The organism is Aliisedimentitalea sp. MJ-SS2, assembly GCF_032586155.1.
Taxonomy (GTDB): domain Bacteria; phylum Pseudomonadota; class Alphaproteobacteria; order Rhodobacterales; family Rhodobacteraceae; genus JAWHTC01.
In genome coordinates, this window is the sequence record NZ_JAWHTC010000001.1 from 527,755 (window position 1) to 554,034 (window position 26,280).

Annotated in this window: 27 protein-coding genes; 12 read left to right on the forward strand and 15 right to left on the reverse strand. The window is 60.9% G+C overall.

Annotation, left to right across the window (positions count from 1 at the left end; translation table 11 throughout):
* Nucleotides 1-286: 286 nt before the first annotated feature.
* The 8 genes from RXV86_RS02465 (at nucleotide 287) to RXV86_RS02500 (ending at nucleotide 6,895) form a co-directional block, all read left to right on the forward strand.
* Complete coding sequence (locus RXV86_RS02465; RefSeq protein ID WP_316297208.1) at nucleotides 287-1,078, forward strand: crotonase/enoyl-CoA hydratase family protein; 792 nt, start codon at nucleotides 287-289, stop codon at nucleotides 1,076-1,078.
* A gap of 94 nt (nucleotides 1,079-1,172) precedes the next feature.
* Nucleotides 1,173-2,423 carry a 3-oxoadipyl-CoA thiolase gene (gene pcaF / locus RXV86_RS02470; RefSeq protein WP_316297209.1) on the forward strand — a complete coding sequence of 417 codons (1,251 nt, stop codon included), beginning with the start codon at nucleotides 1,173-1,175 and terminating at the stop codon, nucleotides 2,421-2,423.
* A 15-nt stretch (nucleotides 2,424-2,438) separates the two neighbouring features.
* On the forward strand, nucleotides 2,439-3,431 hold the full coding sequence (paaA, locus tag RXV86_RS02475; protein WP_316297210.1) for a 1,2-phenylacetyl-CoA epoxidase subunit PaaA: 993 nt from the start codon (nucleotides 2,439-2,441) through the stop codon (nucleotides 3,429-3,431).
* Between the two features lie 94 nt (nucleotides 3,432-3,525).
* Nucleotides 3,526-3,810 (forward strand): 1,2-phenylacetyl-CoA epoxidase subunit PaaB, encoded by a 285-nt coding sequence (gene paaB / locus RXV86_RS02480; RefSeq protein ID WP_316297211.1) that lies wholly within the window; start codon nucleotides 3,526-3,528, stop codon nucleotides 3,808-3,810.
* Nucleotides 3,810-4,577: a 1,2-phenylacetyl-CoA epoxidase subunit PaaC gene (paaC, locus tag RXV86_RS02485; RefSeq protein ID WP_316297212.1), complete on the forward strand. Its 768-nt coding sequence runs from the start codon at nucleotides 3,810-3,812 to the stop codon at nucleotides 4,575-4,577. The genes paaB and paaC overlap by 1 nt, the downstream gene beginning before the upstream one ends.
* A gap of 6 nt (nucleotides 4,578-4,583) precedes the next feature.
* Nucleotides 4,584-5,051 carry a 1,2-phenylacetyl-CoA epoxidase subunit PaaD gene (gene paaD / locus RXV86_RS02490; RefSeq protein ID WP_316298417.1) on the forward strand — a complete coding sequence of 156 codons (468 nt, stop codon included), beginning with the start codon at nucleotides 4,584-4,586 and terminating at the stop codon, nucleotides 5,049-5,051.
* A 13-nt stretch (nucleotides 5,052-5,064) separates the two neighbouring features.
* On the forward strand, nucleotides 5,065-6,132 hold the full coding sequence (locus RXV86_RS02495; RefSeq protein WP_316297213.1) for a 2Fe-2S iron-sulfur cluster-binding protein: 1,068 nt from the start codon (nucleotides 5,065-5,067) through the stop codon (nucleotides 6,130-6,132).
* Between the two features lie 13 nt (nucleotides 6,133-6,145).
* Nucleotides 6,146-6,895, forward strand: coding sequence for a Phenylacetic acid catabolic protein (locus tag RXV86_RS02500; RefSeq protein WP_316297214.1), 750 nt, complete (start codon nucleotides 6,146-6,148; stop codon nucleotides 6,893-6,895).
* 87 nt (nucleotides 6,896-6,982) lie between these two features.
* On the opposite strand, the gene RXV86_RS02505 is transcribed toward RXV86_RS02500, so the two are convergent.
* The 6 genes from RXV86_RS02505 to paaG all read right to left on the reverse strand — a co-directional run bounded on the left by RXV86_RS02505 (nucleotide 6,983) and on the right by paaG (nucleotide 11,273).
* Nucleotides 6,983-7,384, reverse strand: coding sequence for a hypothetical protein (locus RXV86_RS02505; RefSeq protein ID WP_316297215.1), 402 nt, complete (start codon nucleotides 7,382-7,384; stop codon nucleotides 6,983-6,985).
* Nucleotides 7,385-7,558: 174 nt separating this feature from the next.
* Nucleotides 7,559-7,909 (reverse strand): hypothetical protein, encoded by a 351-nt coding sequence (locus RXV86_RS02510; RefSeq protein WP_316297216.1) that lies wholly within the window; start codon nucleotides 7,907-7,909, stop codon nucleotides 7,559-7,561.
* Between the two features lie 226 nt (nucleotides 7,910-8,135).
* Nucleotides 8,136-8,732 (reverse strand): TetR/AcrR family transcriptional regulator, encoded by a 597-nt coding sequence (locus RXV86_RS02515; protein ID WP_316297217.1) that lies wholly within the window; start codon nucleotides 8,730-8,732, stop codon nucleotides 8,136-8,138.
* A gap of 4 nt (nucleotides 8,733-8,736) precedes the next feature.
* Nucleotides 8,737-10,047, reverse strand: coding sequence for a phenylacetate--CoA ligase PaaK (gene paaK / locus RXV86_RS02520; RefSeq protein ID WP_316297218.1), 1,311 nt, complete (start codon nucleotides 10,045-10,047; stop codon nucleotides 8,737-8,739).
* Nucleotides 10,048-10,050: 3 nt separating this feature from the next.
* Nucleotides 10,051-10,485: a hydroxyphenylacetyl-CoA thioesterase PaaI gene (paaI, locus tag RXV86_RS02525; RefSeq protein WP_316298419.1), complete on the reverse strand. Its 435-nt coding sequence runs from the start codon at nucleotides 10,483-10,485 to the stop codon at nucleotides 10,051-10,053.
* A gap of 2 nt (nucleotides 10,486-10,487) precedes the next feature.
* Entirely contained in the window at nucleotides 10,488-11,273 is a 786-nt protein-coding gene (gene paaG, locus RXV86_RS02530; RefSeq protein ID WP_316297219.1) for a 2-(1,2-epoxy-1,2-dihydrophenyl)acetyl-CoA isomerase PaaG, read from the reverse strand.
* Between the two features lie 174 nt (nucleotides 11,274-11,447).
* Between paaG and paaZ the strand changes: the two genes are divergently transcribed.
* The gene (gene paaZ / locus RXV86_RS02535) at nucleotides 11,448-13,463 is read left to right on the forward strand and encodes a phenylacetic acid degradation bifunctional protein PaaZ (protein ID WP_316297220.1); all 2,016 of its coding nucleotides are present in this window, start codon (nucleotides 11,448-11,450) and stop codon (nucleotides 13,461-13,463) included.
* 61 nt (nucleotides 13,464-13,524) lie between these two features.
* Complete coding sequence (locus tag RXV86_RS02540) at nucleotides 13,525-14,298, forward strand: hypothetical protein (RefSeq protein ID WP_316297221.1); 774 nt, start codon at nucleotides 13,525-13,527, stop codon at nucleotides 14,296-14,298.
* Nucleotides 14,299-14,304: 6 nt separating this feature from the next.
* Here the strand turns inward: RXV86_RS02540 and RXV86_RS02545 are convergent, their stop codons facing one another.
* Nucleotides 14,305-14,760 (reverse strand): Lrp/AsnC family transcriptional regulator, encoded by a 456-nt coding sequence (locus RXV86_RS02545; RefSeq protein ID WP_316298420.1) that lies wholly within the window; start codon nucleotides 14,758-14,760, stop codon nucleotides 14,305-14,307.
* A 146-nt stretch (nucleotides 14,761-14,906) separates the two neighbouring features.
* Between RXV86_RS02545 and RXV86_RS02550 the strand changes: the two genes are divergently transcribed.
* A complete protein-coding gene (locus RXV86_RS02550; RefSeq protein ID WP_316297222.1) occupies nucleotides 14,907-15,050 on the forward strand; it encodes a hypothetical protein in 144 nt (47 codons plus the stop codon).
* A gap of 49 nt (nucleotides 15,051-15,099) precedes the next feature.
* On the opposite strand, the gene RXV86_RS02555 is transcribed toward RXV86_RS02550, so the two are convergent.
* The 6 genes from RXV86_RS02555 to RXV86_RS02580 form a co-directional block, all read right to left on the reverse strand.
* Nucleotides 15,100-16,419 (reverse strand): FAD-dependent oxidoreductase, encoded by a 1,320-nt coding sequence (locus tag RXV86_RS02555; protein ID WP_316297223.1) that lies wholly within the window; start codon nucleotides 16,417-16,419, stop codon nucleotides 15,100-15,102.
* Complete coding sequence (locus RXV86_RS02560; protein WP_316297224.1) at nucleotides 16,412-19,243, reverse strand: hypothetical protein; 2,832 nt, start codon at nucleotides 19,241-19,243, stop codon at nucleotides 16,412-16,414. The genes RXV86_RS02555 and RXV86_RS02560 overlap by 8 nt, the downstream gene beginning before the upstream one ends.
* Nucleotides 19,244-19,451: 208 nt before the next feature.
* The gene (locus RXV86_RS02565) at nucleotides 19,452-20,732 is read right to left on the reverse strand and encodes an O-acetylhomoserine aminocarboxypropyltransferase/cysteine synthase family protein (RefSeq protein ID WP_316297225.1); all 1,281 of its coding nucleotides are present in this window, start codon (nucleotides 20,730-20,732) and stop codon (nucleotides 19,452-19,454) included.
* Between the two features lie 327 nt (nucleotides 20,733-21,059).
* The gene (locus tag RXV86_RS02570) at nucleotides 21,060-22,706 is read right to left on the reverse strand and encodes a U32 family peptidase C-terminal domain-containing protein (protein ID WP_316297226.1); all 1,647 of its coding nucleotides are present in this window, start codon (nucleotides 22,704-22,706) and stop codon (nucleotides 21,060-21,062) included.
* A 232-nt stretch (nucleotides 22,707-22,938) separates the two neighbouring features.
* Nucleotides 22,939-23,592 (reverse strand): AAA family ATPase, encoded by a 654-nt coding sequence (locus RXV86_RS02575; RefSeq protein WP_316297227.1) that lies wholly within the window; start codon nucleotides 23,590-23,592, stop codon nucleotides 22,939-22,941.
* 89 nt (nucleotides 23,593-23,681) lie between these two features.
* Complete coding sequence (locus RXV86_RS02580; protein ID WP_316297228.1) at nucleotides 23,682-24,686, reverse strand: hypothetical protein; 1,005 nt, start codon at nucleotides 24,684-24,686, stop codon at nucleotides 23,682-23,684.
* Nucleotides 24,687-24,787: 101 nt separating this feature from the next.
* On the opposite strand from RXV86_RS02580, the gene RXV86_RS02585 reads away from it, so the two are divergent.
* On the forward strand, nucleotides 24,788-25,336 hold the full coding sequence (locus RXV86_RS02585) for a hypothetical protein (RefSeq protein WP_316297229.1): 549 nt from the start codon (nucleotides 24,788-24,790) through the stop codon (nucleotides 25,334-25,336).
* Here RXV86_RS02585 and RXV86_RS02590 read toward each other — a convergent pair.
* Both RXV86_RS02590 and RXV86_RS02595 read right to left on the reverse strand, forming a co-directional pair.
* The gene (locus RXV86_RS02590) at nucleotides 25,318-25,662 is read right to left on the reverse strand and encodes a hypothetical protein (protein ID WP_316297230.1); all 345 of its coding nucleotides are present in this window, start codon (nucleotides 25,660-25,662) and stop codon (nucleotides 25,318-25,320) included. The two genes, RXV86_RS02585 and RXV86_RS02590, sit on opposite strands and share 19 nt — an antisense overlap.
* Nucleotides 25,663-25,744: 82 nt before the next feature.
* Nucleotides 25,745-26,188 carry a DMT family transporter gene (locus RXV86_RS02595; protein ID WP_316297231.1) on the reverse strand — a complete coding sequence of 148 codons (444 nt, stop codon included), beginning with the start codon at nucleotides 26,186-26,188 and terminating at the stop codon, nucleotides 25,745-25,747.
* Nucleotides 26,189-26,280: the final 92 nt, after the last annotated feature.

Below are 26,280 nucleotides of genomic sequence, written 5' to 3' on the forward strand. Positions count from 1 at the left end.
TTTGACTAATTTTCAATAAGTTAATCGGCGCATTGTCCGCCGATATCGCAACAATATTGATCGAAAACAGAAGATTGTTTTGGATTGTCAGATAATCGACATAATGTTGCCGCAATTGCTTTTCCGGATCTTGCTGAATGTGTTCGATACCGGGGCCGGCCGGGTCGATCTGACAGGTATGAAATCGCCCGTGGCAACCTGTTGCCAGAAACGGTCGTGATTTGCACCGTTTCGTTGCGAGTTCGCGGCAGAGCGGGCAGGGTATGTGACAAAGGGAGGATCTGTGATGGCCGTTCGGATCGAGAAAAACGGGGCGGTGTGGACGGTGATCCATTCGCGGCCAGAAGCGCGTAACGCGATGGATACGGCGAGTGCGCGGGCCTTGTACGAGGCGTTTCTTGCGTTTGACGCGGATGAGACGGCCTCGGTTGCGGTGTTCTGGGGCGAAGGAGGGGCGTTTTGTGCGGGGTTCGACCTGAAACAGGTGTCAGAACTGGATGAAACCCATGTCGAACAAGTGCTGGCTTTTCCCGAAGAGGGGCAAGTGCCGGGCCCGATGGGGCCGTCGCGATTGGACCTCAGCAAGCCGGTGATTGCAGCGATCGAAGGCCCGGCAGTGGCCGGCGGCATGGAACTGGCCGCGTGGTGTGACATGCGGGTGATGGCCGAAACTGCGTTCATGGGGGTGTTCTGTCGGCGCTGGGGGGTGCCATTAATTGATGGTGGCACCGTGCGGTTGCCGAGGCTGGTGGGGGAAGGCCGGGCAATGGACTTGATCCTGAGCGGGCGCAAGGTTGAGGCCGAGGAGGCGTTGCGGATCGGCTTGTGTGAATACGTGGTGCCCGAGGGGCAGGCGCGGACGAAGGCCGAAGCGTTGGCGCAGGAGATTGCGCGGTTTCCGCAGGGGTGTATGCGGGCAGATCGGGCCTCGGCCCGGGGGCAGGCAGGGTTGAGTGAACGCGAGGCGCTGCGGCAGGAATGGCAGGGTGGCAAGGGAATGGTGGCTGCCGATGGGGCCGCCGGCGCGGCGCGCTTTGCCGGGGGCAGGGGGCGCGGCGGGGATTTTGAGGAAATCTGAGATCAACGCGTAATATGTTACGTATACCCATATTAATTGTTCACTTGTGTAACAAAAAGCTTGCGTCGAATCGCTTTGATGCGTATTTCCGACCATGCGGTCGGGTATTCCTACGCCCGATAGAACAGGAGACAAAGAATTGACCGACGCGTTTATTTGCGATGCAACCCGTACGCCAATTGGCCGCTATGGCGGAGCCTTGTCATCGGTTCGGGCGGATGACCTTGCCGCGCTGCCGATTGCGGCGCTGGTGGAGCGCAATCCCCAGGTGGATTGGGCCAGCGTGGATGATGTTTACTACGGCAGCGCCAACCAGGCAGGCGAAGACAACCGTAACGTGGCCCGCATGGCCGCGTTGTTGGCCGGGTTGCCGGTGGATGTGCCGGGTGTGACCGTGAACCGTCTGTGCGCGTCCGGCATGGACGCGGTGGGCATGGCGTCCCGCGCGATCAAGTCGGGCGATCAGGATATGTGCATTGCGGGCGGTGTAGAGAGCATGAGCCGCGCACCTTTCGTGATGCCCAAGGCGACCAGCGCCTTTACCCGGGCCAATGCGGTTTATGACACCACCATTGGCTGGCGCTTTGTCAATTCGAAGATGGAAAAGATGTATGGCATTGATTCCATGCCACAAACTGCTGACAACGTGGCCGCCGACTGGGGAGTGAGCCGCGAGGATCAGGACGCCATGGCTGCGCGGAGCCAGGCCCGTTGGGCGGCAGCGCAGGAAGCAGGTCTTTTTGCTGAAGAGATCACGCCGGTCACCATCCCGCAGCGCAAGGGCGACCCGATTGTCGTGGATACCGACGAGCATCCGCGCCCGGGCACCGGGGTGGACAAGTTGGCCAAGTTGCGTGGCGTCAATGGCCCCGATCTGAGTGTGACCGCGGGCAATGCCAGCGGCGTGAATGATGGTGCCGCGGCGCTGTTGATTGCCAGCGGCGAGGCGGCCGAAAAGAACGGGTTGAAGCCGATGGCGCGGATCGTGGCGATGGCCTCGGCCGGGGTTGAACCGCGGGTGATGGGAATTGGCCCGTCACCGGCCAGCCAGAAGGTTCTGGCGCGCGCCGGGCTCACCATCGACCAGATGGATGTGATAGAATTGAACGAAGCCTTTGCAAGCCAAGGTCTGGCGACGCTGCGCGAGCTTGGCGTGGCCGATGGCGCGGCGCATGTGAATGCGCAGGGCGGTGCGATTGCGCTGGGCCATCCGCTGGGCATGTCGGGGGCACGGCTGGTGATGACGGCGGCGTATCAGTTGCGCCGCAATCAAGGGAAATACGCGCTTTGCACCATGTGTGTGGGCGTGGGTCAGGGCGCGGCTCTGATCTTGGAACGGGTCTGAGGAGGATTACGCGACATGTATGCACAGATGATCAAGACCGCGAAGTCAGGTGTTCACAAGCGTGAGGACATGACCGAGCAGGAACGCGAGTTTCAGGACAAGATCGACAACGATATCAAGATCGAGCCGCGCGACTGGATGCCGGATGATTACCGGATGACGCTGATCCGTCAGATCGGTCAGCACGCGCATTCCGAAGTGGTTGGACAGCTGCCCGAGGGCAACTGGATCACCCGCGCACCGTCGTTGGAGCGCAAGGCGATCCTGCTGGCCAAGGTGCAGGATGAGGCGGGGCATGGGCTGTATCTTTACAGTGCTGCCGAGACGCTGGGCGAAAGCCGGGACGAACTGGTCCGTCTGCTGCATGAAGGCAAGATGAAGTATTCGTCGATCTTCAACTATCCGACGCTGAACTGGGCCGATATTGGCGCGGTGGGCTGGCTGGTTGATGGCGCGGCGATTGTGAACCAGGTGGCGTTGCAGCGGACCTCTTACGGTCCTTACTCTCGTGCGATGGTGCGGATCTGCAAGGAAGAGAGCTTCCATGCGCGTCAGGGGTATGACGCGATCCGGGCGATGGCGTTCGGTACGCGGGAGCAGAAGAAAATGGCACAGGATGCTTTGAACCGGATGTGGTTCCCTTGCCTGATGATGTTCGGCCCGTCGGATGCGGACTCGGTGCATGGCGAACAGTCGATGGCGTGGAAGATCAAGATCAAATCCAACGATGAACTGCGCCAGCAATATGTCGACCAGACCATCCCGCAGATTGAGTATCTGGGCCTCGACCTTCCGGACGACGGCATCAAGTGGAACGAGGAAACCGGGCATTACGACTTCAACATGCCCGACTGGACAGAGTTCTTCGATGTGATCAAGGGCAATGGCCCGTGCAACCGGGACCGGCTGCGTGATCGGGTTGCGGCCTGGGATGATGGTGAATGGGTGCGCGATGGGTTGCTTGCCCACGCCGAGAAACGTGCCGCGCGGAAGATGGCGGCAGAGTAACCGACGACCTGCTCTTCCGCCTTTGCAGGCGGTCTTGCGAGGCGCACCCGTCAGGGGGCGAAGAGCGGTGTTTTGAATTTGAAAGGGAAGAGACATGAAAAACGAATGGCCCCTTTGGGAAGTTTTCATCCGTGGTCAACACGGGCTGAGCCACCGTCACGTGGGCAGTCTGCATGCGCCGGACGATGAAACCGCGATCCGCAATGCGCGTGATGTCTATACGCGGCGCAACGAGGGTGTGAGCATCTGGGTTGTGGAAGCCAAGCATATCTCGGCCACCGCGCCGGGCGAGAAAGGCCCGCTGTTTGAGCCTTCGGAATCAAAGGTTTACCGCCACCCGACCTTCTATGACATCCCCGAAGAAGTGGGGCATATGTGATGGCTGGCGTCGATCAAGAGGCCCTGTTCGAGTTCCTGCTGCGGATGGGCGACAACACGTTGATCCTGGGCCACCGGGTCAGCGAATGGTGCGGCCATGCGCCGGTGCTGGAAGAAGACATTGCGCTGGCCAACACCGCGCTGGACCTGATCGGTCAGACGCAGATGTGGCTGGGCCTTGCGGGCGAGGTTGAGGGCAAGGGCCGTTCGGCGGATGACCTCGCCTTTCTGCGCGACGCCTGGGATTTCCGCAACGCGCTGATGCTGGAACTGCCCAATGGAGATTTCGGTCAGACCCTGATGCGTCAGTTCCTGTTTGATGCGTGGCAGGTTGTCATGCTGGGACGTCTGATGCAGTCGAGCGACGAGCGCGTCGCGGCGATTGCGGCCAAGGCCAGCAAGGAAGCGGCCTATCACGTCGAGCGCTCGGGCCACACGGTTGTAGGCCTTGGCGATGGCACCGAAGTGAGCCATGCCAAGATGCAGGAGGCGCTGGATTACCTTTATCCATACGTCGGCGAATTGTTTGCCGATGACGCCGTGGATCAGGCGATGGCCGAGGCGGGGATTGCCCCGAGCCTGGAAAGCCTGCGCGAGGAATATGACGCGTTGGTTGGCCGTGTTCTGGCCGAGGCGACACTGACCATCCCTGCGGGCAGCTATGTCCACAAGGGCGGGCGCAATGGACGCATTCATACCGAGCATCTGGGTCATTTGCTGACGTCGATGCAGTGGTTGCAACGGGCCTATCCCGGGGCAAGCTGGTAAGCAATGATGGACGGCGTTGAGGTCAGTACGGAACAGGTCTGGGAGTGGCTTAGTGCGCTTCCCGACCCCGAAATCCCGGTGATCAGCCTGGTTGAGCTGGGCATCGTGCGCGGTGTCGACTGGGACGGGGATGCCTGTGTTGTCACGGTGACGCCGACCTATTCGGGATGTCCGGCAACCTCGATGATCGAACGTGACATCGAGGCCGAGCTTAACGCTCGTGGCATCGAGAAAGTGGTCTTGAGGCGGGCGCTTGCCCCGGCCTGGACCACCGATTGGATGACCGACGAAGCGCGTGCCAAGCTGGAAGCCTATGGCATCGCGCCGCCGCAAGCTGCCGGGGGGCCGAAACGCTGCCCGCAATGTCAAAGCGAAAACCTGGAACGGATCAGCCAGTTTGGCTCGACCCCTTGCAAGGCGCAGTGGCGCTGCAAGGACTGCCTGGAACCGTTCGAATATTTCAAGTGCATCTGAGGAGAACTCTGGAATGGCACAGTTTCACGACCTGAAGGTCACCGACATTCACCGCACGATCCGCGATGCGGTCGTCTTGACGCTGGAACCCGAAAGCTGGGACGCGTTCGATTTCACCCAAGGCCAGTACCTGACCTTCCGCCGGGATTTTGACGGACAGGAGCTGCGCCGGTCCTATTCGATCTGTGCAGGCAAGCACGAAGGCAAGTTGCAGGTTGGCATCAAGCGGGTTGATGGCGGGGCGTTTTCGACCTGGGCCAATGAAGAGCTAAACGTGGGCGAGACCCTGCAGGCGATGTCGCCAATGGGCGGGTTTTTCACGCCGCTCGATGCGGGCGCCGAAAAGCAATACCTGGGCTTTGCCGGAGGATCGGGGATTACGCCGGTGCTGTCGATCATCAAGACGACGCTGGAGGCCGAGCCGAAATCGACCTTCACGCTGGCTTACGCCAACAAGGGCGTGGCGAGCATCATGTTCCGTGAGGAACTGGAAGACCTGAAGAACGAATACCTTGGTCGCCTGAGCGTGATTCACGTGTTGGAGCAGGACGCGCAGGAAATTGATCTGTTCACCGGGATGGTGACGGAAGAGAAATGTGCCCAGCTGTTCCGCACTTGGATCGATGTCGAGAGCGTGGACACCGCGTTTATCTGTGGGCCAGAGCCGATGATGCTGGGCATTGCCAAGGCGCTGCGCGATCACGGGTTGGATGACAGCCAGATCAAGTTCGAGTTGTTCGCCAGCGCCCAGCCGGGGCAGTTGAAAAAGCCGGTGCGTTCGAAAGAAGCGGGCAAGACCGCCAACCAGGCGGAAATGGCGATTACGCTCGATGGCTCTACCCAGACGATCAGCGTCTCGAAGGACGTCACCGTTCTGGATGCGGCGATGGAGAACGCCATGGACGCGCCCTATGCCTGCAAGGCGGGGGTCTGTTCGACCTGCCGCTGCCGCGTGATCGAAGGCGAGGTCGAGATGGTGGCGAACCACGCGCTGGAAGATTACGAGGTCGAGAAGGGCTATGTTCTGTCCTGTCAGGCCTATCCGGTGACCGACCGTGTCGTCGTCGATTACGATCAGTAAGGGGGGCAAGAACATGGACGATATGAGCATTCAGGACTACCTGGCGCAGGGTGGCAAGCTGACCAACCCGACCAATGTGCCGCCACGCTATCGCGCCGAGCTGATGAAGCTGATGACGACATTCGTCGACAGCGAGTTGGCGGGGGCTGCGGGGTTTGCCGATGTGATCAATGCAGGGCCCGGGATCAAGGAACGGATTGCGGCGGCCAAGATCGTGCTGGAAAAGACCGACAATGCCGACAAGGTGTTGAAAGTCATGGGAGAATTTGGCGTCGATCAGGATCGGTATGCCAATCACCACCCGTGGACCGCAAGGCTGGAGCGTGGCGCTGATATCGGCGCGACCCGCAGCGAGCATGACATGCGGCTGGCGGTTTTCAACTATCCGCTGGAAGGCTGGGGCGATGCGGTGGTGATGAACCTGTTAATGGGCACCGCAGTGGGTACCCAGATGCAGGATTTCACCAAGGTGAGCTATCAGCCGCTGGCCGAAGCATTCCGTGAGGTTGCCCCGGTCGAAGCGCGCCACGCCGAACTGGCTGAAGAGGGGCTGGAACGGCTGTTGGGCGAGGGTCAGAAGGATGCGCTGCAAGCGAGCGTGGACTATTGGTGGCCACGCGTCGCGCGCAGCTTTGGCAGTGGTGAGACGTTCGAGGCGCTGAATGCCATGGGGTTGCGCCACACACCCGGTGACGTGCTGAAATCCGGCTGGCAAGAGCGCGCAAGCGCGATCCTGTCGCGCCACGGGTTGAGCGCCAGGTAATGCGGAACAGAAGATCGTAATCTGAGACAGAAATCGAAATGAGGCGCATCACGTCGATGCGCCTCACTTCAATTCGGGGCTTTTCCTTCAACTGTCAGTGTTGCCCGTGGGCGGTGGTGGGGGCGTGGGGTTCTGTGTCGGGATGGTCGGCACGAACGGGGCGCGGCTGTTCCACAACATACCGGTACCGACGCCGAAATCGAGCGTGTTGGTTTGCAGATCAAATCCCACAGTCGCATCGACATAGATGTTGTGGTCGAGATAGGCGGCGCCGATGGCCGGGCGGAAACTTTGGGTTTCAAACTTGTAGTCGATGCCAAGCGACGCTGCCGGCTTATTGCGGCGATTGTTGGAAAACACCCGCAACCCCACGGCGGTATCGCCATTCGACAGGATCGTAATGCCAAAGCCGAAGGCCGGATCCGCCAGGGAAGCGGTCGGGCAGGCCAAGGCGGCGGTCAGGGCGAAGGTCAGGGAAATGCGTTTCATGATAACCTCGGGTCGAAATGTACAGGTCTGCTGTCAGTGGAAAATATTGACCCAGTAGTCAAAAATTCGAACCGATCTGTCAAGCCATCGCCAAGGCGGGTATTCCGGACCCGAGCACAGAAATTACCGCGTCCGAAACGGGGTTTCGGGCGCGGCACAATTTGCCAAAGCCGCCTAGAACTGACCCCAGCCGCCGACGCCTAAACCAAAGTCGATGCCCTGTGCGCCAAAGTCATACCCGATGCTGACATCGCCGTAGACATCGTCATCAAGATAGGCGGCCCCGATATTGGGACGCAGGCTTTGCGATCCGATCTTGTAGTCTAGACCGATTGACAGGGCGCCATTCCGGGGGGCGTCATCGGAAAAGACCCGAGCGCCGACGGCAACATCACTGCTGCCGCCGCCAAAGACGTAGGACAGGCCAAAGCCAAAGGCCGGGTCGGCCTTGACGGATTGGGCGGTAAGGGCGGTCGTCACGGCCACGCCAATGGCAAGGATGGGGGCAAGTCTGGAGTATTTCATCTCGATGGTCCTCTGTTGCTATGGCATCGGGCCAGTAGAAAGGTCCGATGCGTTTTGTGCCAATTGTACGTGGGGCGCCGAGAGTTCCGTCGCAAAACAGGTGGCGGAAACTGGCCATGGCACGGTATCAGAGGTGCGGAAAATCGCCGACGGGGATGCGGACGCGGCGCCGATGTGGGGCGGAGCCGCGGCCCTGCTTCGGCCGCTGGTTTGACAACGGTGGTGTTTAGAGGGCTGGCAGGCCGCCCAAGGTCATGTTGCTGACAAGGCGGGCATAGTCGTGCCGCGCGGCGCCGTCGGCACCGGGGTTCCACATGTAAAACCAGTTGAGCATGCCGAAGACGGACATGGTGGCCGCGCGCAGCCTGACCGGGTCGCTAGCCAGCGTGTCGGGCGCGACCTGGGCCAGGATATTGGATAGAAACTGCACCATATCCCGTTGATATCCCACCAGGATCTTCTGCTGCTCTGGCGGTAGTGCGCCCAGACCCGAGCTTTGCACCCGGTGTTCGTCATCCGCGCCCTGATAGGCCAAAAGGATTTCGAGTACGGTGGCGTGCAGCGCCTGGGCCGGGTCCTTTCCATTCAGATCGACACCGCAGACCCGGTCGCGCAGCTCGCGCAGGTAAGTCTCGAGAATGTCGAAAAGCAGCGCGTCCTTGCTGTCATAGTAATGGTAGATATTGGCCTTTGAGATTCCGCATTCGCGTGCCAGAAGCGACATGGAGGCGCGGTCGAACCCCTGGTCGGCGAACACCTTGGCCGCCGACTTCAGGATCTGACCGCGTTTCTGGTCGTGGTCTTTTGCGATCGTCCGCGCCAAGGGATCAACCCTTGTTGCGGTTGTCGATCACGCGCACCGCCTTGCCTTGGGATCGGGCCACCTCGCCGGGTTTGCCGACGATGATCTCGGTCGAGACGCCAACGATGTCCTTGATACGCTTGGTCAGCATCCGCGCAGCAGCGGTTTTGCTGAGTTCATCGGTGCTGTCCGGCGCGGCCTCGACGAAGACGCGCATGCCGTCCATGCGGCCGGACTTGTAGAGTTCGATCTGGTAGTAGGGGGCCAAGCCACCGGTGGCCATCACCTGCTCCTCGATCTGGGAGGGGAAGACGTTGACGCCGCGCAGGATGATCATGTCATCGCTGCGGCCGGTGATTTTCTCCATCCGACGCATCGAGCGTGCCGTACCGGGCAAGAGCCGGGTCAGGTCGCGGGTACGGTAGCGGATCATCGGCAGGCCTTCCTTGGTGAGCGTGGTGAAGACCAGTTCGCCCATCTCGCCATCGGGCAGGACTTCGCCTGTCTGCGGGTCGATGATCTCGGGATAGAAATGGTCTTCCCAGATTACCGGGCCGTCTTTGGTTTCGACGCACTCATTGGCGACGCCGGGGCCCATAATTTCGGAAAGTCCATAGATATCAACAGCATGCATGTCAAAGGCATCTTCGACCTCCTTGCGCATGGCGTCGGTCCAAGGCTCGGCCCCGAAGACGCCGACGGAGAGCGACGTGTCGCGCGGATCAAGCCCCTGTTTGTGATACTGCTCAAGAATGTTGAGCATGTAGGACGGCGTCACCATGATGCCGTCCGGGCGGAAATCCTCGATCAGGCCGACCTGTTTCTCCGTCTGGCCGCCACCCATCGGGACCACGGTCGCACCAAGACGTTCGATACCGTAATGCGCGCCGAGGCCGCCGGTGAAGAGGCCATAGCCGTAGGCGTTATGTACCATGTCGCCCTTGCGCAGGCCGGCGGCGCGCAGGGATCGGGCACCAAGGTCGGCCCAGTTGTCGATATCGGTCTTGGTGTAGCCGACAACAGTGGGCTTGCCGGTGGTGCCGGAAGACGCGTGGATGCGGATGATCTCGCTGCGCGGCACGGCGAACAGGCCGAAGGGATAGTTGTCGCGCAAGTCGTTTTTGTAGGTAAATGGGAACTTCGCAAGGTCCGACAGTTGTTGCATGTCATCGGGATGCACACCGGCCTCGTCGAAGCGTTGTTTGAACATCGCTACGTTGTCATAGGCGTGACGGACCGACCATTTCAGGCGCTCAAGCTGAGTGCTGCGGATTTCGTCGATCGAGGCAATTTCGATCGGATCAAGGTCGGCCTTGTTGGGGCTGAGGTCTTTCATGGCTTACTCCTCCTCTTCGGGGAAATTCTGGCCCTTGATCGCGCGCGAACAGCCGCGCATTTCGGCGATCTTCTGGCCGTGTTGATTGGTGACTGAAATGTCATAGATGCCAGAACGTCCTGCCAGGCTGGTCTCGCATCCGCGAGCGGTGAGCGTATCGCCAAGATGGCCCGGCGAGATGAAGCTGATCGTGTTGTGTTGCGCAACAGTGGCTTGGTTGCGGCTGTTACAGGCAAAGGCGAAGGTGCTGTCGGCCAGTGCAAAAATCACGCCGCCGTGGCAAATATCGTGACCGTTGCAATGGTGTCTCTCGACGATCATCGACATTTCGGCGCTGCCTTCGTCAACGGCGTCGAGCGTCATGCCGAACCACGGTGAGGCTTTGTCATTGGCCCACATGGCGGCGGCCGATTTCTCGGCGCGTTGTTTCGGTGTCAGGCTCATTCGCCTTTGAACTCCGGCGCGCGTTTGTCGAGGAAAGCGGCGACGCCTTCGGCGTAATCCGCGCTTTCGCCGCAGGCTTTCATCAAATCGGCCTCAAGTTCGAGATGGGATTCGAAATCGTTCATGTTGGCGGCGTGGATGGCGCGTTTGGTGGCACCATAGCCGAAGGTCGGGCCAGTTGCGAAACCGGCGGCCAACTTGCGGGCCTCGTCCATCAATTGATCATCGGGCAGGCATTGCCAGATCAGGCCCCAATCGGCGGCCTGTTGCGCCGGCAGCGGCATGGCCGTGAGGGCCAGGGCCTTGGCGCGGGCCTCGCCCAGAAGGCGGGTGAGGTGCCAGGACCCACCAGTGTCGGGGATAAGGCCGACCTTGGAGAAACTTTGGATGAATTTGGCGGACTCACTGGCCAGAACGATGTCACAGGCCAGCGCCACGGAAGAGCCGGCTCCAGCGGCCACACCATTGACGGCGCAGATCACAGGGCAATCAAGTGAGCGGATGCTGCGCACCAGCGGGGCCCAGAAATTGCGTACGGTGGCGCCAAGGTCAGGCGGGCCATCCATGGCGCGCGGATCGCGGTTGCCGAGATCCTGACCGGCGCAAAAGCCACGGCCCGACCCGGTGAGCAGGACCGCGCGTTTTTTGTCGTCGCGGGCGGATTCGAGGGCGGAGCGCAGGGCGCCATGCATTTCCTCGTTGAAGGAATTGAGCTTGTCAGGGCGATTGAGGGCGATTTCCACCCAGTCGCCGTGATCAGTTATCAGAACCGTATCGCTCATCGCTGTCCTCCCAAACGCGTTGCCTGACTCTGATCTTGCATAAACCGAACGGTTGGTCAATAAAAGAGACGTCGCGCTTTCCGGCTGAGAGCAGGAGCGGGGGCCAGCCCCCGCACCCCCGGGATATTTTCAGCAAGAGGAAGAAGCACGGGATTTTTGGGAGAGGAAACGGACATGGGTTTGCAGCAGGTTGAGAGCTTTGTCGCTGGGGAGTGGGTGAAGCCGGGAGCTGGGGCGCGGGCGATTGCCAGCGCGATTACCGGCGAGGTGATTGCCGAGGCCGGGAATAATGCACTGAACACCGGCGCGATGTTGGATTACGCGGTGAATGTGGGCGGTCCAAGCTTGCGTGCGATGACGTTTCATGACCGGGCGCGGATGCTGAAGGCGCTGGCGATGTATCTGAGTGAGCGCAAACAGGCGCTCTATGACCTGTCGTTTCTGACCGGGGCAACCCAGAGTGACCATCTGATCGACGTGGATGGCGGCATTGGGACGATGTTCGTGTTTGCCTCGAAGGGGCGGCGCGAGATGCCCGACGGACAGGTTTACCTGGATGGCGACCTGGAGATGTTGAGCCGCAATGGCACTTTCCAGGGGATGCATGTCTGCACCCCGTTGCAGGGGGTTGCGGTGCATATCAACGCCTTCAACTTCCCGGTCTGGGGCATGCTGGAGAAGCTGGCACCGACGATTCTGGCGGGCGTACCGGCGATCGTGAAACCGGCGACGACCACCTGTTACGTGACCGAGCTGGCGGTCAAGATGATGCTGGAAAGCGGCATCCTGCCCAAGGGCGCGCTGCAATTCGTGGCCGGTGGTCTGGGCGATATGCTGGATCGGTTGGGGGCGCAGGATGCGGTGGCGTTTACCGGGTCTGCTGATACGGCGCTGAAGCTGCGCTCGAACCCGGTGTTCATGCGCAATTCGGTGCGGTTTGCCTCGGAACAGGACAGTCTGAATGCCTCGATCCTGGGACCGGATGCAGGGCCGGGGACGGCGGAGTTCGACCTGTTCGTCAAGGAGGTCAGCCGCGAGATGACCACCAAGGCAGGGCAGAAATGCACCGCGATTCGGCGAATAATTGCGCCGGAAGGGGTGGTTCAGCCGGTGATCGAGGCGCTGTCAGCACGGCTTGCCAAGACGGTGATTGGCGATCCGCGTGAGGAGGGCACCCGGATGGGGGCGCTGGTCAGCGAAGGGCAGAAACGCGATGTTCTGGAGAAGGCAGCGCTGATTGGCAGCGAGGCGGAACGGGTGTTTGGCTCCGATGATCTGCCGATGGACGGCAAGGGCGGGTTCGTGAACCCGATGCTGTTTCATTGTGCCGATCCCGACAAGGCAGAACGCGTACATGACACCGAGGCCTTTGGTCCGGTGTCGACCGTGATGGGCTATCGCGATCTGGATCACGCGGTGGCTTTGGCCAATCGCGGCGGCGGGTCTCTGGTGACCTCGCTGATCACGCGTGATGGCGACGTGGCGCGGCAAGTGGTGCTGGGGGCCGGCGCGTGGCACGGGCGGGTTTACATCAACAACGCCGACAGCATGAAGGAATCGACCGGGCACGGTAGCCCGATGCCGCATATGGTGCATGGCGGGCCGGGGCGCGCGGGCGGCGGTGAAGAGCTGGGTGGTGTGCGCGGTGTGAAGCACTACATGCAGCGCACGGCGGTGCAGGGCAGCCCGGACATCCTGACCGCGATCGGCCAGAAATGGGTGCCCGGCGCGGCAGAAATCGAAGGTCCGGCGCATCCGTTTACACGCCGCTTTGGCGATCTGGCAATTGGCGAGACGATCCACACGAAAGCTCGTGAAGTCACCATGGAGGATATCGAGCATTTCGCGAATTTCACCGGTGATACCTTCTATGCCCACATGGACGAGGAGGCGGCCAAGCGAAATCCGTTCTTCCCTGGCCGGGTGGCGCATGGCTACCTGCTTTTGAGTTTTGCCGCCGGACTGTTCGTGGAGCCGAACGAGGGGCCGGTTCTGGCCAATACCGGGCTTGATGGGTTGCGCTTCATGAAGCCGGTTGAGGCGGGTCATAGCATTGCCGCGCGTCTGACGGTGAAACACAAAACGCCGCGTAATGATGAGTATGGCGAAGTGCGCTGGCACGTGACCCTGACCAACCAGGATGGGGATATGGTGGCAGAGTATGAGCTGCTGACGATGGTGGCGTATTGAGGGATGGTGCGTGAAATCACGCACCCTACACGTGGGGGCCGGCGGCTGATATAAGGCCGTTATGGAACGCGAAGAAAACACTGCATATCAGACGGTTCTGGAACAACTCTTGGCCTGTGGGCCGCTCAAGACCTGGTCGCTGATCGTCACCATTTTGGGCGATCTGGCGGCGGGCGATGGCGCGCGGGTGCCGGGACCTGTGATCACCCAGCTGACCGAGCCGATGGGGGTGAAACCCGAAGCATTGCGGGTGGCGATCCACCGGCTCAGGCGCGATGGCTGGATAACCTCGGAACGCGACGGGCGGACCTCGCTCTACGGGCTGACGGCGCATGGCCGGGCGTTGACCCGCGCGGTATCGGACCGGGTTTACGGTTGCGAAGCCGAGCCGGTGGCGGGCTGGCATATCGTGATTGCACAGGCCGCCGAGGCGATGCAGGCGCTGGACCATCCCGACATGATCGTTATCGGGCCGCGGGTGGCCTTGTTGCCGGGGGATACGGATGAGATACCTGCGAACATTTTGGCCTGGAGGGCCGAGCCCGCAGAAGTGCCAGATTGGGTCAGGGATATTGCCGCGCCTGAAGGGCTGGAGGCGGCCTACAAAGCTTTGCGTGAAGCGCTGGAGGCAGTACTGGTTCTGGACCTGCCCACGGCGGCAGGGCCGCGCGCGGTGTTGCGCCTGTTGGCCTTGCACCAGTGGCGGCGGTTGGTGCTGCGCCACGGGGCCGGGGTTGATGCGTTGATGGGGCCAGAATGGAACGGGGCGAAATGCAGAGCGCGGATCGGAACCGTGTTGGCACTATTGTCGCGCCCGGACCCGGCAGAACTGTAGAGTACGTCACACCGGCAGAGGGGCGTCGGCCTTGAGCTGATCCATGACGATCTGGGAATGCACGCGGGCGACCGCTTCGTGGGGCAGGAGCACCTCGTGAATCAGTCGGTTCAGGGCGGCGAGGTCTTCAGAATAGATCCGCAAAAGCAGGTCGGCGTCGCCGGTCAGAGTCCAGGCACTGGTGATCTCGGGGCGCAGTTCAATGAGGCGGAAGAAGCTCTTGGCCTGTTCGGGGTCGTGGGTGGAAAGCTGGACCTGAACAAAGGCCTGCACCGAGAGGCCGAGCTGCAGCGGATCGAGCCGTACGGTGGTGCCCCGTATTAGACCCGATGCTTCGAGCCGTTGGCGGCGGCGTCCTGCCTGGGACGGCGAGAGGTTGAGCAGTTCGCCCAACTCTTGCGCGGTGAGGTGGGCGTTTTTCTGCAAGGCCGCCAGAAGCCGGGAATCGGTGTCATCGAGCATATGCTTCATTCTCGCGTGTTTTTCTCATTATGTGCGGAAATGTCGTGACATTCCAGAAAATGTACTGGTTTTGATGCGAAAATCCCGGAGTGCCGGATGTCGGGAGTGAGCCTGTTGAAACCGTGTGGGGCAGGCGCTGCCACCACGTGGGGCGCTGGTATGGGCGTCTTCGTGCAGGGGGGCAGCTGCCCGATGACGAGCGTGCCTTTCTGGCCGCGATGATGGCCATCGATGTGGACTACGACCCGACGTCAAGCTGGCTGGAGATCGAGGTCGTCGGCACGCTGTAAGGCATGCTGATGCGTGAGTGTCTCAAGCCGGGATGATCCGGGGTGCGGTCTATGGGCGCTGCGGGGAAAGCCTGTCGTCGCCCAGGCCGCGAAGGCCCTGAGCCTGGAGGTTTGTGACCAGCGCCTCGGTGTCGATGCCCTGGACCGGGATGCCGTCCTGCAGGGCCATTGCGGCGGCGGTACCCGTGGCCTGACCCATGGCCATGCATTGCGGCATACCGCGCACCGAGGCAAAGGCGACATCGTCGGCCGAGACGATGCGACCGGCGAACAGAAGGTTGCTGATCCTGCGCGGTACAAGGGCGCGGAAGGGGATGGTGTAATAGGCGCCATCCGCGACAATCGCGTCATGGGTCATCGTGCTGTCGCTGCGCATCACATCGTCAACCGGGTTGTCACAGGCAACTACACCGTCGCGAAACTTGGTGGCGCGGGCGAGATCGGTGCCGGTGATCTGGTAGAGCCCTTCCAACTTGCGGGTTTCACGCACCCCGACGGTGGGTCCGAGCTGGGTCATGCAAGCGGTTTCAAACCCCGGGACCTCGTCGATCAGAAAACGCGACAGGGCATGGCAGCGGCGACGGCCCTCTTGGGTGGCGCGGGTAACATTGGCTGGGTTGGTGCCGTCTACATCACGGATCACCACCGAGTTGCAGAACACGGTGCCCGCGTGGAAACCCTTCATCAGGTAGAGCTTGGACAGGTCGGGGTGCAGTCGGCCCGATGCGATCCCTCGCGCGGCATGGGCAGTGAAATAGGGATCGTTTTCGGCAAAAACCCGGGTCCAATCAGCGCCTTCTATCAGGAAGGTGAGTGTGACGCCCATCATCGCGCCACTGGCATCTCCCAGCCGGTAGGGCACCCCGGCCTTGGCCGAGATGTCACCATCACCGGAACAATCGATGACAATCCCAGGCTTGATTGATTGCAGCCCGTGGCGGTCAGCAACGCGAACCGATTTGATCCGATTGCCGTCCATTTCGGGGTCAAGCGCCAGGGTGCCGAGACGCAGGTCGATGCTGGCCACTTCCAGCATGTCGAACATGGTCAGAGTGGCGATCTCGGGATCGTAGAGGATTTCGGGGCCGAAATTGTCCAATGTGCACGGGCGTTTCTCCGCCGCTGGCGGCTGCATTGTGAAGAGCCGTTCCGACAGGTCCTTCATCAGCCCGCCGACAGAGGTGCCACATGGGTAGGCGGCGCCCCAGGGCATGCCGGGGCAAGCGGACATGACGCCGCCGACCTTCTGTCCAGCTTCGATCAGGCAGGTGGAATAGCCGTGACGTGCGGCGGCCAATGCAGCGCCGAATCCGGCGGTGCCACCGCCAATGACAAGGACATCGGGAGAGGGGGTGGAAGGATCAGCCACGCGGCATCTTGAGGATCACGTTGCGGCCGTTCTTGGTATAGCGCAGTTCTGTGTCGCGGATCGACGAGACCCTGCCGCCATCAAGCCGGTCGCCAACCTTTACTTTTTTGTAACGGCCGTTCGACAGGCGCACCAGGGCGCGACGGGAACTGGGTTTGCCATAGACACCGATCAGGTTGATTTTTCGCAGGTTGATCTGGTTGCGCACTGTGGCGGCCTTGGCCACAGATGTTTTCGACGGCGCGGCGGGTTTGACAACCTGCTTGCTCGGCACGGCGGCGGCAACGCGGGTGGTCTCGGCCGGATCAGAGTTCTTGCGGGCGTGTTCGACCTTCTTGGCAAAGTTCGAGGGGCGCGGTTTCGGCTTGGTCGAGACGGCCACGGCGTATCGCGTGCCGGTTTCGACCGTTTGTTCGCCTTCCTGCTCTGCCTCTTGCTTTGCCGCGTCGGCGGTTTGCGTGTTGTCCTCGGGTTTCTTGTCTTCCGGTTTGTCGGCTTCGACCTGGGCCAAGGGATGCGCCGGGCGTGCCTTGGGGCGTTTCGACGCCAGCTCGGCCCGGGTCAGCCCGCCAAGGGTTTCACGCTCGCTGATCTCGACCAGGCCCTCGGGACGGGGCTTGGGGCGAACCCCGGCAAAGCGTTCCTGCTGGGCGGCGTCAACGGCAGGAGTTTGGGTCTGATCGACATCTTGGCGCAGCCGTGCCTGCACGGCGGGCGGGATTTCCGTGGGACGTCCCGTGAATACCATGAATCCTTCGGGACTGAGCGCACCTTCGGCGCGGGCTACCACGAGGCCACGGTCGTCGAGATCGAAACGAGTGCCACGGGCGGCGGGCAGCGGTACGCGGGCCATGGCGAAATCGGTGGTCAGTGCGGCAGATGCAGGCAGCGCCACGGCGTCCTGTTCATCGACGCGAGGGTCGATCGAGGTGACATAGAGGTTGTCGAGGCCAAGCTGATCGGGCAGTTGCGGCGCCTGCGGTGCACGCTGCCAGACGCCGGTCACTGCGTAGCGCGCCTGGGCTTCCCTTTCGGTCAGCGCATGTGGCAGGGTTGGTTGCAGCGGGCGGAGTTCGGGCACAGCATCCGGTTCCGGCGTTGCCAGCGACGCTGTTTCAACCTGTTGCTCAGGCGCGGTCGGCACCATGGCCTCTTCGCCTTCGACCAAGAGTTCATCGATAACGTCGTCCGGAAGGGTGGTGATTTGCGTTTCCGGCGGCGCGCCAAAGAAGCGTGACAGGCCTTCGTCCATAAAGATCGAAGCCCAGGCGGCCACACCAGCGAGGAACAGCAGAAGCACCGCCGAAAGAGCCAGCCCGAGATAACGGGGCTTGCCGCCCACGGCGCGTTTTTGCTTTTCCGGTTTGCGGGCGCCGAACACGGTCATCCGCTGGCGTTCGTTTTCCCGTTCAGCCTCGGTCTTGCGGCGTGTGTTGTCCCGAGCGGTTTCGCGTTCGGCGGCGCGGCGGGCCGAGCGGGCGGCCATCGAACTGCGGACACCGTTGGCCAGCCCCGAGGCGGCCTGACTGCTGTGACGCCCCAACACGGCAAGGCGGGTTTCTCGTGGAGCCACCGGATCTGAAACGGTCGGGTCTTCGAACGTGTTGTCGTCTTCCTCGTAATAGCCCGCCTCGGAGGAGAATGCGTCTGGCTGATCCTCGATATGGTCTCCGGCGAAGGCGGCGGGCAGGGGCGGGACCGCGTCGATGTCATCGAGTTCGTCTAGGTTGCCATAGGGCTCGGGCGTTGCCTCGATCATCGGGGCGGCCGGTTCGTCGGCGTCTGGCAGCGGGATGGAGGGTGCCGTCAGATCCTCGGTCCCGCGACGTATGCCGCCGAGGGCCGGGGCAGCGAGCTCGGCGTCATCGTCACGCGTGGCGCGCATCGTCGAAAACGCCGGGAGCGGGCCGGTTTCGTCAGTTTCCGTGTCATCGGTGGCTGGCAGCGAGGTGGCGGTTTCCGCCGCGTCGTCGACGTCTTCGCTTGGCAGTGTGTCCGACAGGATGGCTGCCTTGGCAGGCAGATCGATTTCTTCGGCTTCCGCTTCGCCGTCATCGCGGGCATGGCCGAACATGATGGCTGGTTCCGGCTCGCATTCCGGCTCAGTTTCGGTTGCGGCGGTGGGCTCGGCTTCCGGTTCGACGGGCGTCTCGGGGGGGTGGGCCGGATCGGTTTCGGACTTCGTTACTGCAGCTTGTGCATCTTCTACCGCATCTTCCTCGGCGGCACCCTCGTTTTCCGCAGCGTCGACCTCGTCGCCGGGATCAGGCAGCCGAGCGACGCCAGTAACATGGATGGCTGCCATGTCGCGTTGCACCTGTTCGTCCTCAGGTAGAATAGTGGTGGCGTTTTCAGCGGCTCCGAAGAACGGTTCACCGGCGAACTGGCCGGCATCGGGAAGGGCGACAAAGCTGACCGGATTGAACCCATGGGTCTGGGCAAACCCTTCGGCCTCGGCCAGGGTTTCGCGGGCCACGGCGGCAACAAGAGTGCGATCCCCGTCCACCGACCAGTCAAAAGCCAGATCATCGACCGGATAGGGTGTGGCACCTTCGAGCGCGTCATGCACCGCCTGATGCCGTTCGTCCTCGGTGGTGATTCCGAGATCGAGAGACAGGAACTTGATCTGATCGTTGGGGACAATCAGCTTGGTGGTGAAATCGGGGCTGTCGATCTGGGCGGCGGTATCGCGCAGTACCGCCAGTGCACCGGCCAAATCCGGGGAATCCAGCGCGACCTCGCCCACCCGGTTCCAGCCGGGGAACGCCCTGTGCAGCAGGGAGATGCCCTCAAACGAGAGCGAAAGCGCGAAATTCGGTTTCATTGCCGGGGCTTTAGCACTCTTTACGGTCTGATGGGAGTCTGTCCCGTCATTGGTTAATTTTTCCGCAGCATGCCGCCAAGGTAAAGCGGTTTTGCGGCGTTTTGCGGGTGCTTGTTGGGGATATGGGGAGGAAGACCGGTTTTTTCAACGAAAAACCCGGCAGGGAGGGCCTGCCGGGTCGGGTCATTTCAGCGGTTTTGCGCCGGATTCAACCGTGCGCTGTGTTGAGCGCCTGATCGAGGTCGGCGATCAGGTCGTCGGCGTCCTCGATCCCGATAGAGATTCGCACCACCTCGGGGCCGGCACCGGCTGCCTGTTGCTGTTCGGGCGTCAGCTGCCGGTGGGTGGTCGAGGCTGAGTGAATCACCAGAGAGCGCGCATCGCCGAGGTTGGCGACATGGCTGAACAGTTCCAGACTGTCGACGAACTTGACGCAGGCGTCATAGCCACCCTTAAGCGCCACGGTAAACAGGCCGCCGGCCCCCTTGGGACAGATCCGTTCGACCCGGTCATTGTAGGGGGACGAGGGCAGGCCAGCATAGGTGACAGCGGCGACGTGGGGATGTTGTTCCAGCCATGCGGCGACCTTGCCGGCGTTTTCCACGTGGCGTTGCATCCGCAAGCTGAGGGTTTCGATACCCATAAGGGTATAGTGTGCCGCTTGCGGGTTCATCGTCATGCCGAGGTCGCGCAGACCAACGGCGATGCCGTGGAAGGTAAAGGCCAGCGGGCCGAAGGTCTCGTGGAACTTGAGCCCGTGGTAGGCGGGTTCAGGTTCGCTGAGCGACGGGAACTTGCCCGACGCCGACCAGTCGAAATTCCCCGAATCGACGACACAGCCACCCATCACCGTGCCGGTGCCGGTGAGATATTTGGTGGTCGAATGCACCACCAGCGTGGCGCCGAGTTCGATCGGGCGGCAGAGATAGGGCGTGGCCGAGGTGTTGTCGACGATCAGCGGCAGCCCGGCTTTGTCGGCGATATCGGCCAGTGCTCTGATGTCAGCGATATGACCGCCCGGGTTGGCAATCGTTTCCGTGAAGATCGCCTGGGTATCGCTGTCGACCGCTGCTGCCACTGCATCATAGTCGTCGATGTCGACGAATTTTGCCGTCCAGCCGAAGCGCTTGATCGTCTGGCTGAACTGGGTGACCGAACCGCCGTAAAGCCGGTTCGACGTCACGAAGTTTTTGCCCGGCGCCATAAGTGGGAATAGTGCCATGATCTGGGCGGCGTGACCTGACGAGCAGCAGACCGCGCCCTGGCCCCCCTCAAGTGTGGCAATACGTTCCTGCAGCACGGCAACGGTGGGGTTGGTCAGGCGCGAGTAGATATAGCCCACTTCCTGAAGGTTGAAGAGCGCCGCGGCGTGATCGGCATCGCGGAATACGTAAGCCGTTGTCTGGTAAATCGGTGTCTGCCGCGCCCCGGTGGCGGGGTCGGGGCGTGCGCCCGCGTGAATTTGCAGCGTGTCGAAGCCGTAAGCCATGTCTGGCCCTCCCTGGATATTATGTCGCAGGCGACCCTAGGGGATATGGATCGGCACGACAACTGGGATGAAGAGAGGAAAGAAGGGGATTGCCGCCTTCCGATTGAAGTTGGATCAGTTTTCAGCGTGCACGCTGAAAACAGCGCGTTTGTTCCGCAGATTGATGTGTGGTGACCTGCAACGAGGTTTCCAATTGCTTGCGCAATCCGACCGGCTGGGGGGCCAGCCCCCCAGACCCCCCGGGATATTTCTGGCAAAAGGAAGAGGTGGGCGGCGGCACGCGAACGTATGTGAGCAGGCAAAACAAAACCCTGTTCTGCGCAGCGTTCAGCCGGTTTGTTTGAGCGTCGTTGCCTCGGCGCGGCTGAGTTGTTCGCCCTGTTTGCGCATCAACAGGACCTCGCGGGCGGCGGCATACTGATCGTCGTGCCAGAAGATCAGGCAGCCGTTGCAGCCCTTGCCACAGCAGCCCTCGGTGCCGACGCGGTTGGTTTTGAAGCGCCGCTCCGAGCCGCCTTCGCCGATTTCCGCAACCAGCGCGTCACGGCGTTTTTCATAGGCCTTGTCGTTGCGGGTGCTTTTCATTTCAAGGCCCTGGGTCAGTTTATCAAGGCGGATTCGGGCCCATTGCTCATCGGTCAGGGCGCGTTCCTTGCGCAGCACCGAAAAGGCCGGGAAGCGGGCGCGCAACTCGTCGATGTCTTCGTGATCGAAGAGCAAAAACGGCAGGCGGATCACGGTTTTCGTACTGCCATGCACTACGTCGAGCCGTTCGCCATCGCTGGCACGTTCGAAATCATAGGCGCGCAAGAGCACGGTTTCGCGGGCGATGGGGGAGACGAATTCCAAGACTTCACCCGCTTCCAGCTTGTTCTTGACCTCGACCAGGAAGGCATCGTCGGTGACTTCGGTCACGACACCGGCGTATTCCCATTGGGCGATGGCGGCCGTGTGTTCGTAGTCATGAGCGTAGTTGGTCAACCGGCCTTCGTGGAAGGCAAGCGTGTAGCCGCGATTCCCCACCGCTTCGAGTTCGCGCATGTAGGGTTTCGGGTCCCAACCCTCAGGGTCTTCGTACCAGTCGTCGATCGCCATGCGGTAGGCGCGGGCGACAATGGCGGCGTAGTATTCGGATTTGCCGCGGCCCTCGACCTTGAGGGAATCCACGCCGATTTTCAGGTATTCATCGAGTTTCGGCATGATGCAGAGATCGCGCGAATTGAGGATGTAGGAGCCGCGATCATCCTCTTCGATCGGCATCAACTCGCCGGGGCGGCAGCCTTCTTCGAGCAGGAATTCGAACAGATCGGCGTTGTCCTCGGTGATGGTGATTTCTTCACGGGTGCCGTCTTTCAACCGCAGCTTCAAACCGTAGTTCCAGCGGCAGGAATTGGCGCAGGCACCCTGATTGGCGCCGCGTTCGGCCATGAAATTCGAGAGCAAACAGCGGCCCGAGTAGGTCATGCACATGGCGCCGTGAATGAAGGCCTCTAACTTGATATCAGGACATTTTTCGCGGATTTCGACCAGTTCGGTGTAGGACACCTCGCGCGCCAGAACGACCAGTTCGGCGCCTTGGGCTTTCCAGAAGTCCACCGAAAGCCAGGAGCAGATATTGGCCTGGGTCGAGATGTGCAACGGCAGTTCGGGCGCCCGGTCGCGCACGTATTGGAACACGCCCGGATCGGCGATGATCAGCCCGTCGGGTTTCACCTTGCGGACCGTGTCGATGTATTCATCGAGCTTGGGAATGTCCTTGTTATGGGAAAACAGGTTCAGTGTCAGGTAAGCGCGCCGCCCGTGGGCGTGGCAGAACTCGACCCCTTCGATGACCTCTTCGAGGCTGAACTCGGATTTGGTGCGCAGGGACATGTCGGGCGTGCCGAGATAGACGGCATCGGCGCCATAAAGCACGGCCATCTTGAGTTTGCGCAGGTTGCCCGCAGGCATCAGGAGTTCGGATTTGGTCTGCATGAGTCATACCGCCGCGACGTGAAGGGGACGCCGGGGTTTAGATGATTTTTTGGCAGATGTTAAATGAAAAGAGCACCCCAAGGCAGGAGGCCGCGCAATTTTGATCCAACCCTGCGTGTGCCTCGATACACGGTTGCGACCAAAGGCTGCCGGTGGCCCGTCGTGCAGGGAAACTCCGGTTTGAGCCGAAAGCGGTCGTGAGGCGACCGAAGTTGTAGAGCGCTACAAGAGGTCACAAGCCTAATGATACTTTGATTTGTTCAGCGCACTGCTGAGGAGATGCGTTTTCCGTGTGAACCTCGAAATCATAAGGCATTTGTTCATGGACTCGCTCATACTGCCAGCGGGCGAGTCCGGGAACGCGGTCGCCTCGCAGTCGTTCTCTTTCTTCAAGAACGTCGAGCGGCGCAAATACTGCGACTAAGAAGAAATCAAATGGTCTTAAGAGCTTTCGATACTCCGCAAGGGTCGGGGCATCTCCGGTGTCTGTGTTTCCAAACAGCACGTCATCAACGATCAAGTTGTTTCCGGCCTTGGCCATTGCAGCAACGGAGTGGCGCATTCCAGTGAGTGTACGCTCGGCGATCACGCCGGTTTTGGCGATTGTTGAAGCCTTTCCGTTTTCGATGTGCTGTTCAAAACTCAATCCCTCTGGATGATTGTGATACCGCTCTGGCATCATCGCCAGAAATGCATCCATCTCGACATGAAGAAACGGCTTAGACACAGTGTTTTGAAGAGCTTTTGCAATCGAGCTTTTCCCTGAGCTTCCAACGCCATTTAGAAGAACAACCTTAGTCAATATTAACCTGCCCGATCTGCCTCTTGAGAACAGAGTAGATGGAATGGTTTCTTCGGGCAACGGCGGCCAAGTCCGAAGAGCCACCTTTCATTTCCGGAACGGGAACTGGTGGAAAGAGGTAAATCATCCCATTTGCCGGGCATCAATTCAAAGGAGATGGCGGAGGCTATGGCCTAGCGCATCCAGAACCCGGCCTTCTTGATCCGGTTGCGGATCGCCTGTTCGCGCCGCGGCAGGTCGTTTTGATCGAACATGTCACGCACCTTGCGTCCGCGGCCCTGGTAGACGGTGCGCTTGATCGCATCATACTGCTTAAGCACTTTCTTGATCTTGTTTGGCGCGGCGACCTCTTCCAGCGCGGCGACCACGTGATCGGCTTCGCGAGCGTACAGCATCGGAAAGAGCCGATAATGGCAGCTTGTCATACCATCGAGATAGCCCTTGGGCAGGGTGTCGCGGCCTCCGCCCAGCGCGTGGATCACCAAGGGCAGGGCGACCTGGTCAAGCCAGGGATCGAGCTCCTGGCACACCAGTTCCTCGGGGGCGTCGTCGCGAATGGCCAGCGCGTATTCGAGAAAGCGGTCACCAAAGACACGAGGGCATTCGTAGAAGAAGAACCCGGCGTTGAAATAGAGGTAGCGCCGCCAGTATTCGTCGGGTTGTTTCAGGTCGAGCGAGCTTTCGAAGTCGAGTCCGAACTTGTCATAGAGCGATTTCCAGATCTGGGTGTAGCCGGGGCCATAGAGCTCCAGCTTGGGCCAGGTGCCTTCGCGGCGCATCGATGCGGTGGGACGTGAGAAATCGAAAGGTATGTCGGTCAATTCGCCGGTGATCAGCGTGTCGGTGTCGAAAAACACGAAGGGTTCGCCCTCGGGCAGGGCGGTAAGGCCCTCGATCTTGTTGCCGTAAGGGTATTTCTCACCGAAATGTTTGTTCTCGAAGGGGACAATTTCCGCCTCAAGCCTTTCAAGCGCCCGGATTACGTCGCTATTGCCGATCCGCGGGTCACGTGACCAGCGCGGGCCTGGCTGGGGCTCGGCCACAATTAGGCGGCCACTGAAATCAGGGGAAAATTGTCGCAGGGACGCGGCGAAAAGCAGGGCCTCGTATTGCAATCGGCCCGCCTGGCCGACGATCATGATGTTGAAGGGTTGGCGTGTGGGGGCGTTTGCGGCCATTATTGTCCCTGCCGTTTGCTGCTCGGTGGAAGTATAAAACGGAACGCGCCCGGTGACAAAGAGGGCGAAACGGATTTTTTTACAAGGAAAGGGGTTATTTCATGTTCGATATTATCCTGATCATGATTGCGCTTGGGCTGGGTGCCGCCGGTGGTGGAGGATCATCCACCCAAAGCGCCTCTGTCGCACCGGATACCGCGCCGACAGACAATGGCCTGCTGAGCGGAACGGACGAGGGAACCGCTGAGGCCAGCGCCCCGGCGGCGGGCAACTACGTGGCCGAGCCGCAAGTGCCCAGCGGCAAGTTTACAACCGCAACCGAGATCAAGCCGATCATGGGGGCGACCAAGGGCAATTGGGTGGCTGTGCGGGAATATGATGGCAATGACCTAGTGTACTTTACCCATCTGCTGTCGTGGCGTTGTGGCCTTGTGGGGGTAAAGTATTCGATCAATGGCGGGCCGGTGCAGAACTGGCCGCTTGCCCCTTGTCAGGTGGACACGGCGCAGCCCAACGCGATTCCGACAGATGCGCAGATTTACGCGGTGCATCCGCTGAAATCGGTGGAGCGGCTGGATGTGGAGATCATCTATGACGATCTGAGCCGCGATAGCGCCAGTTTTGCGCGAAATCAGGTGTTGATGCCCTGAGATGGCGAATGCGCGGTGGTGACGTAGTTGTCATCCGAATACTGGATGCCGAGGGACAGGAAGCAGGGCTGCGCCAGGTGCTGGCGCAGCCCTGCCTCGAGGTCATGTAAGAGTGCCTTGGTGAAGACAGCGTCGCGATGTGGCTTGGTCAGCAGCGAGACGCTCAGCAGGCAATGGCTGTGATGAAAGATATCCGCGGGATAGGCCCGGCCCTTGCATTCGCCCGATCCCGCATCATGGCGCAGGATGATCTGTTCGATCTCGCGCAGGAGTGCCTTGGCATCGAGGTTCAGATCGCTTGAGTATCTCAGTTCGGAATGAGGCATGGGTTCGCGCTTCCACGGTGGGTCGGTTGAGACCTGTTCTGGCATGCAGTTGGGGGAATCCCAAGCGATTTGCGGCCCGCGCCTAACGGAAAGTCACCAGGTAGACGCCGGCGATCACCAGTGCCGCCCCGGTGGCCTTGCCGAGCGTCATCGCACTTGCGGGCACACCAAACAAGCCGAAATAGCCGAATGCCATGCCCGCCAGCACCTGCCCCGACACCAGCAGAACGAAAAACGCGCCGATTCCGATCTTGGGGATCAGGAAGCTTGAGCCGATGATCATGCCGGCACTCATGACCCCGGCAGTTAGCAGCCAGAACGGCAGGGAGGTGATTTTCTGAAATTGTTCGGCGCGACTGCCGGTAGCGAATGCGATGACGATTGACGCGATCAGCGCTATTGCAAAGAACGGGACATTGGCCATGGGGGCCGAGCCGAGGATCCTTGCCGTCTGTGAAATCATCGGAAGATAAATCGAAATAATTGCGCCCATGAACAACGCCAATCCGATCAGGTGCATGGCCATAATTTCCTCCCCAGTCGTAAACCTATGATCCGGCACCATAGCATTGGTGGGTAAGAAAATCTAAAGCGCTCCGGCGACAGGTGGCCGGTTTA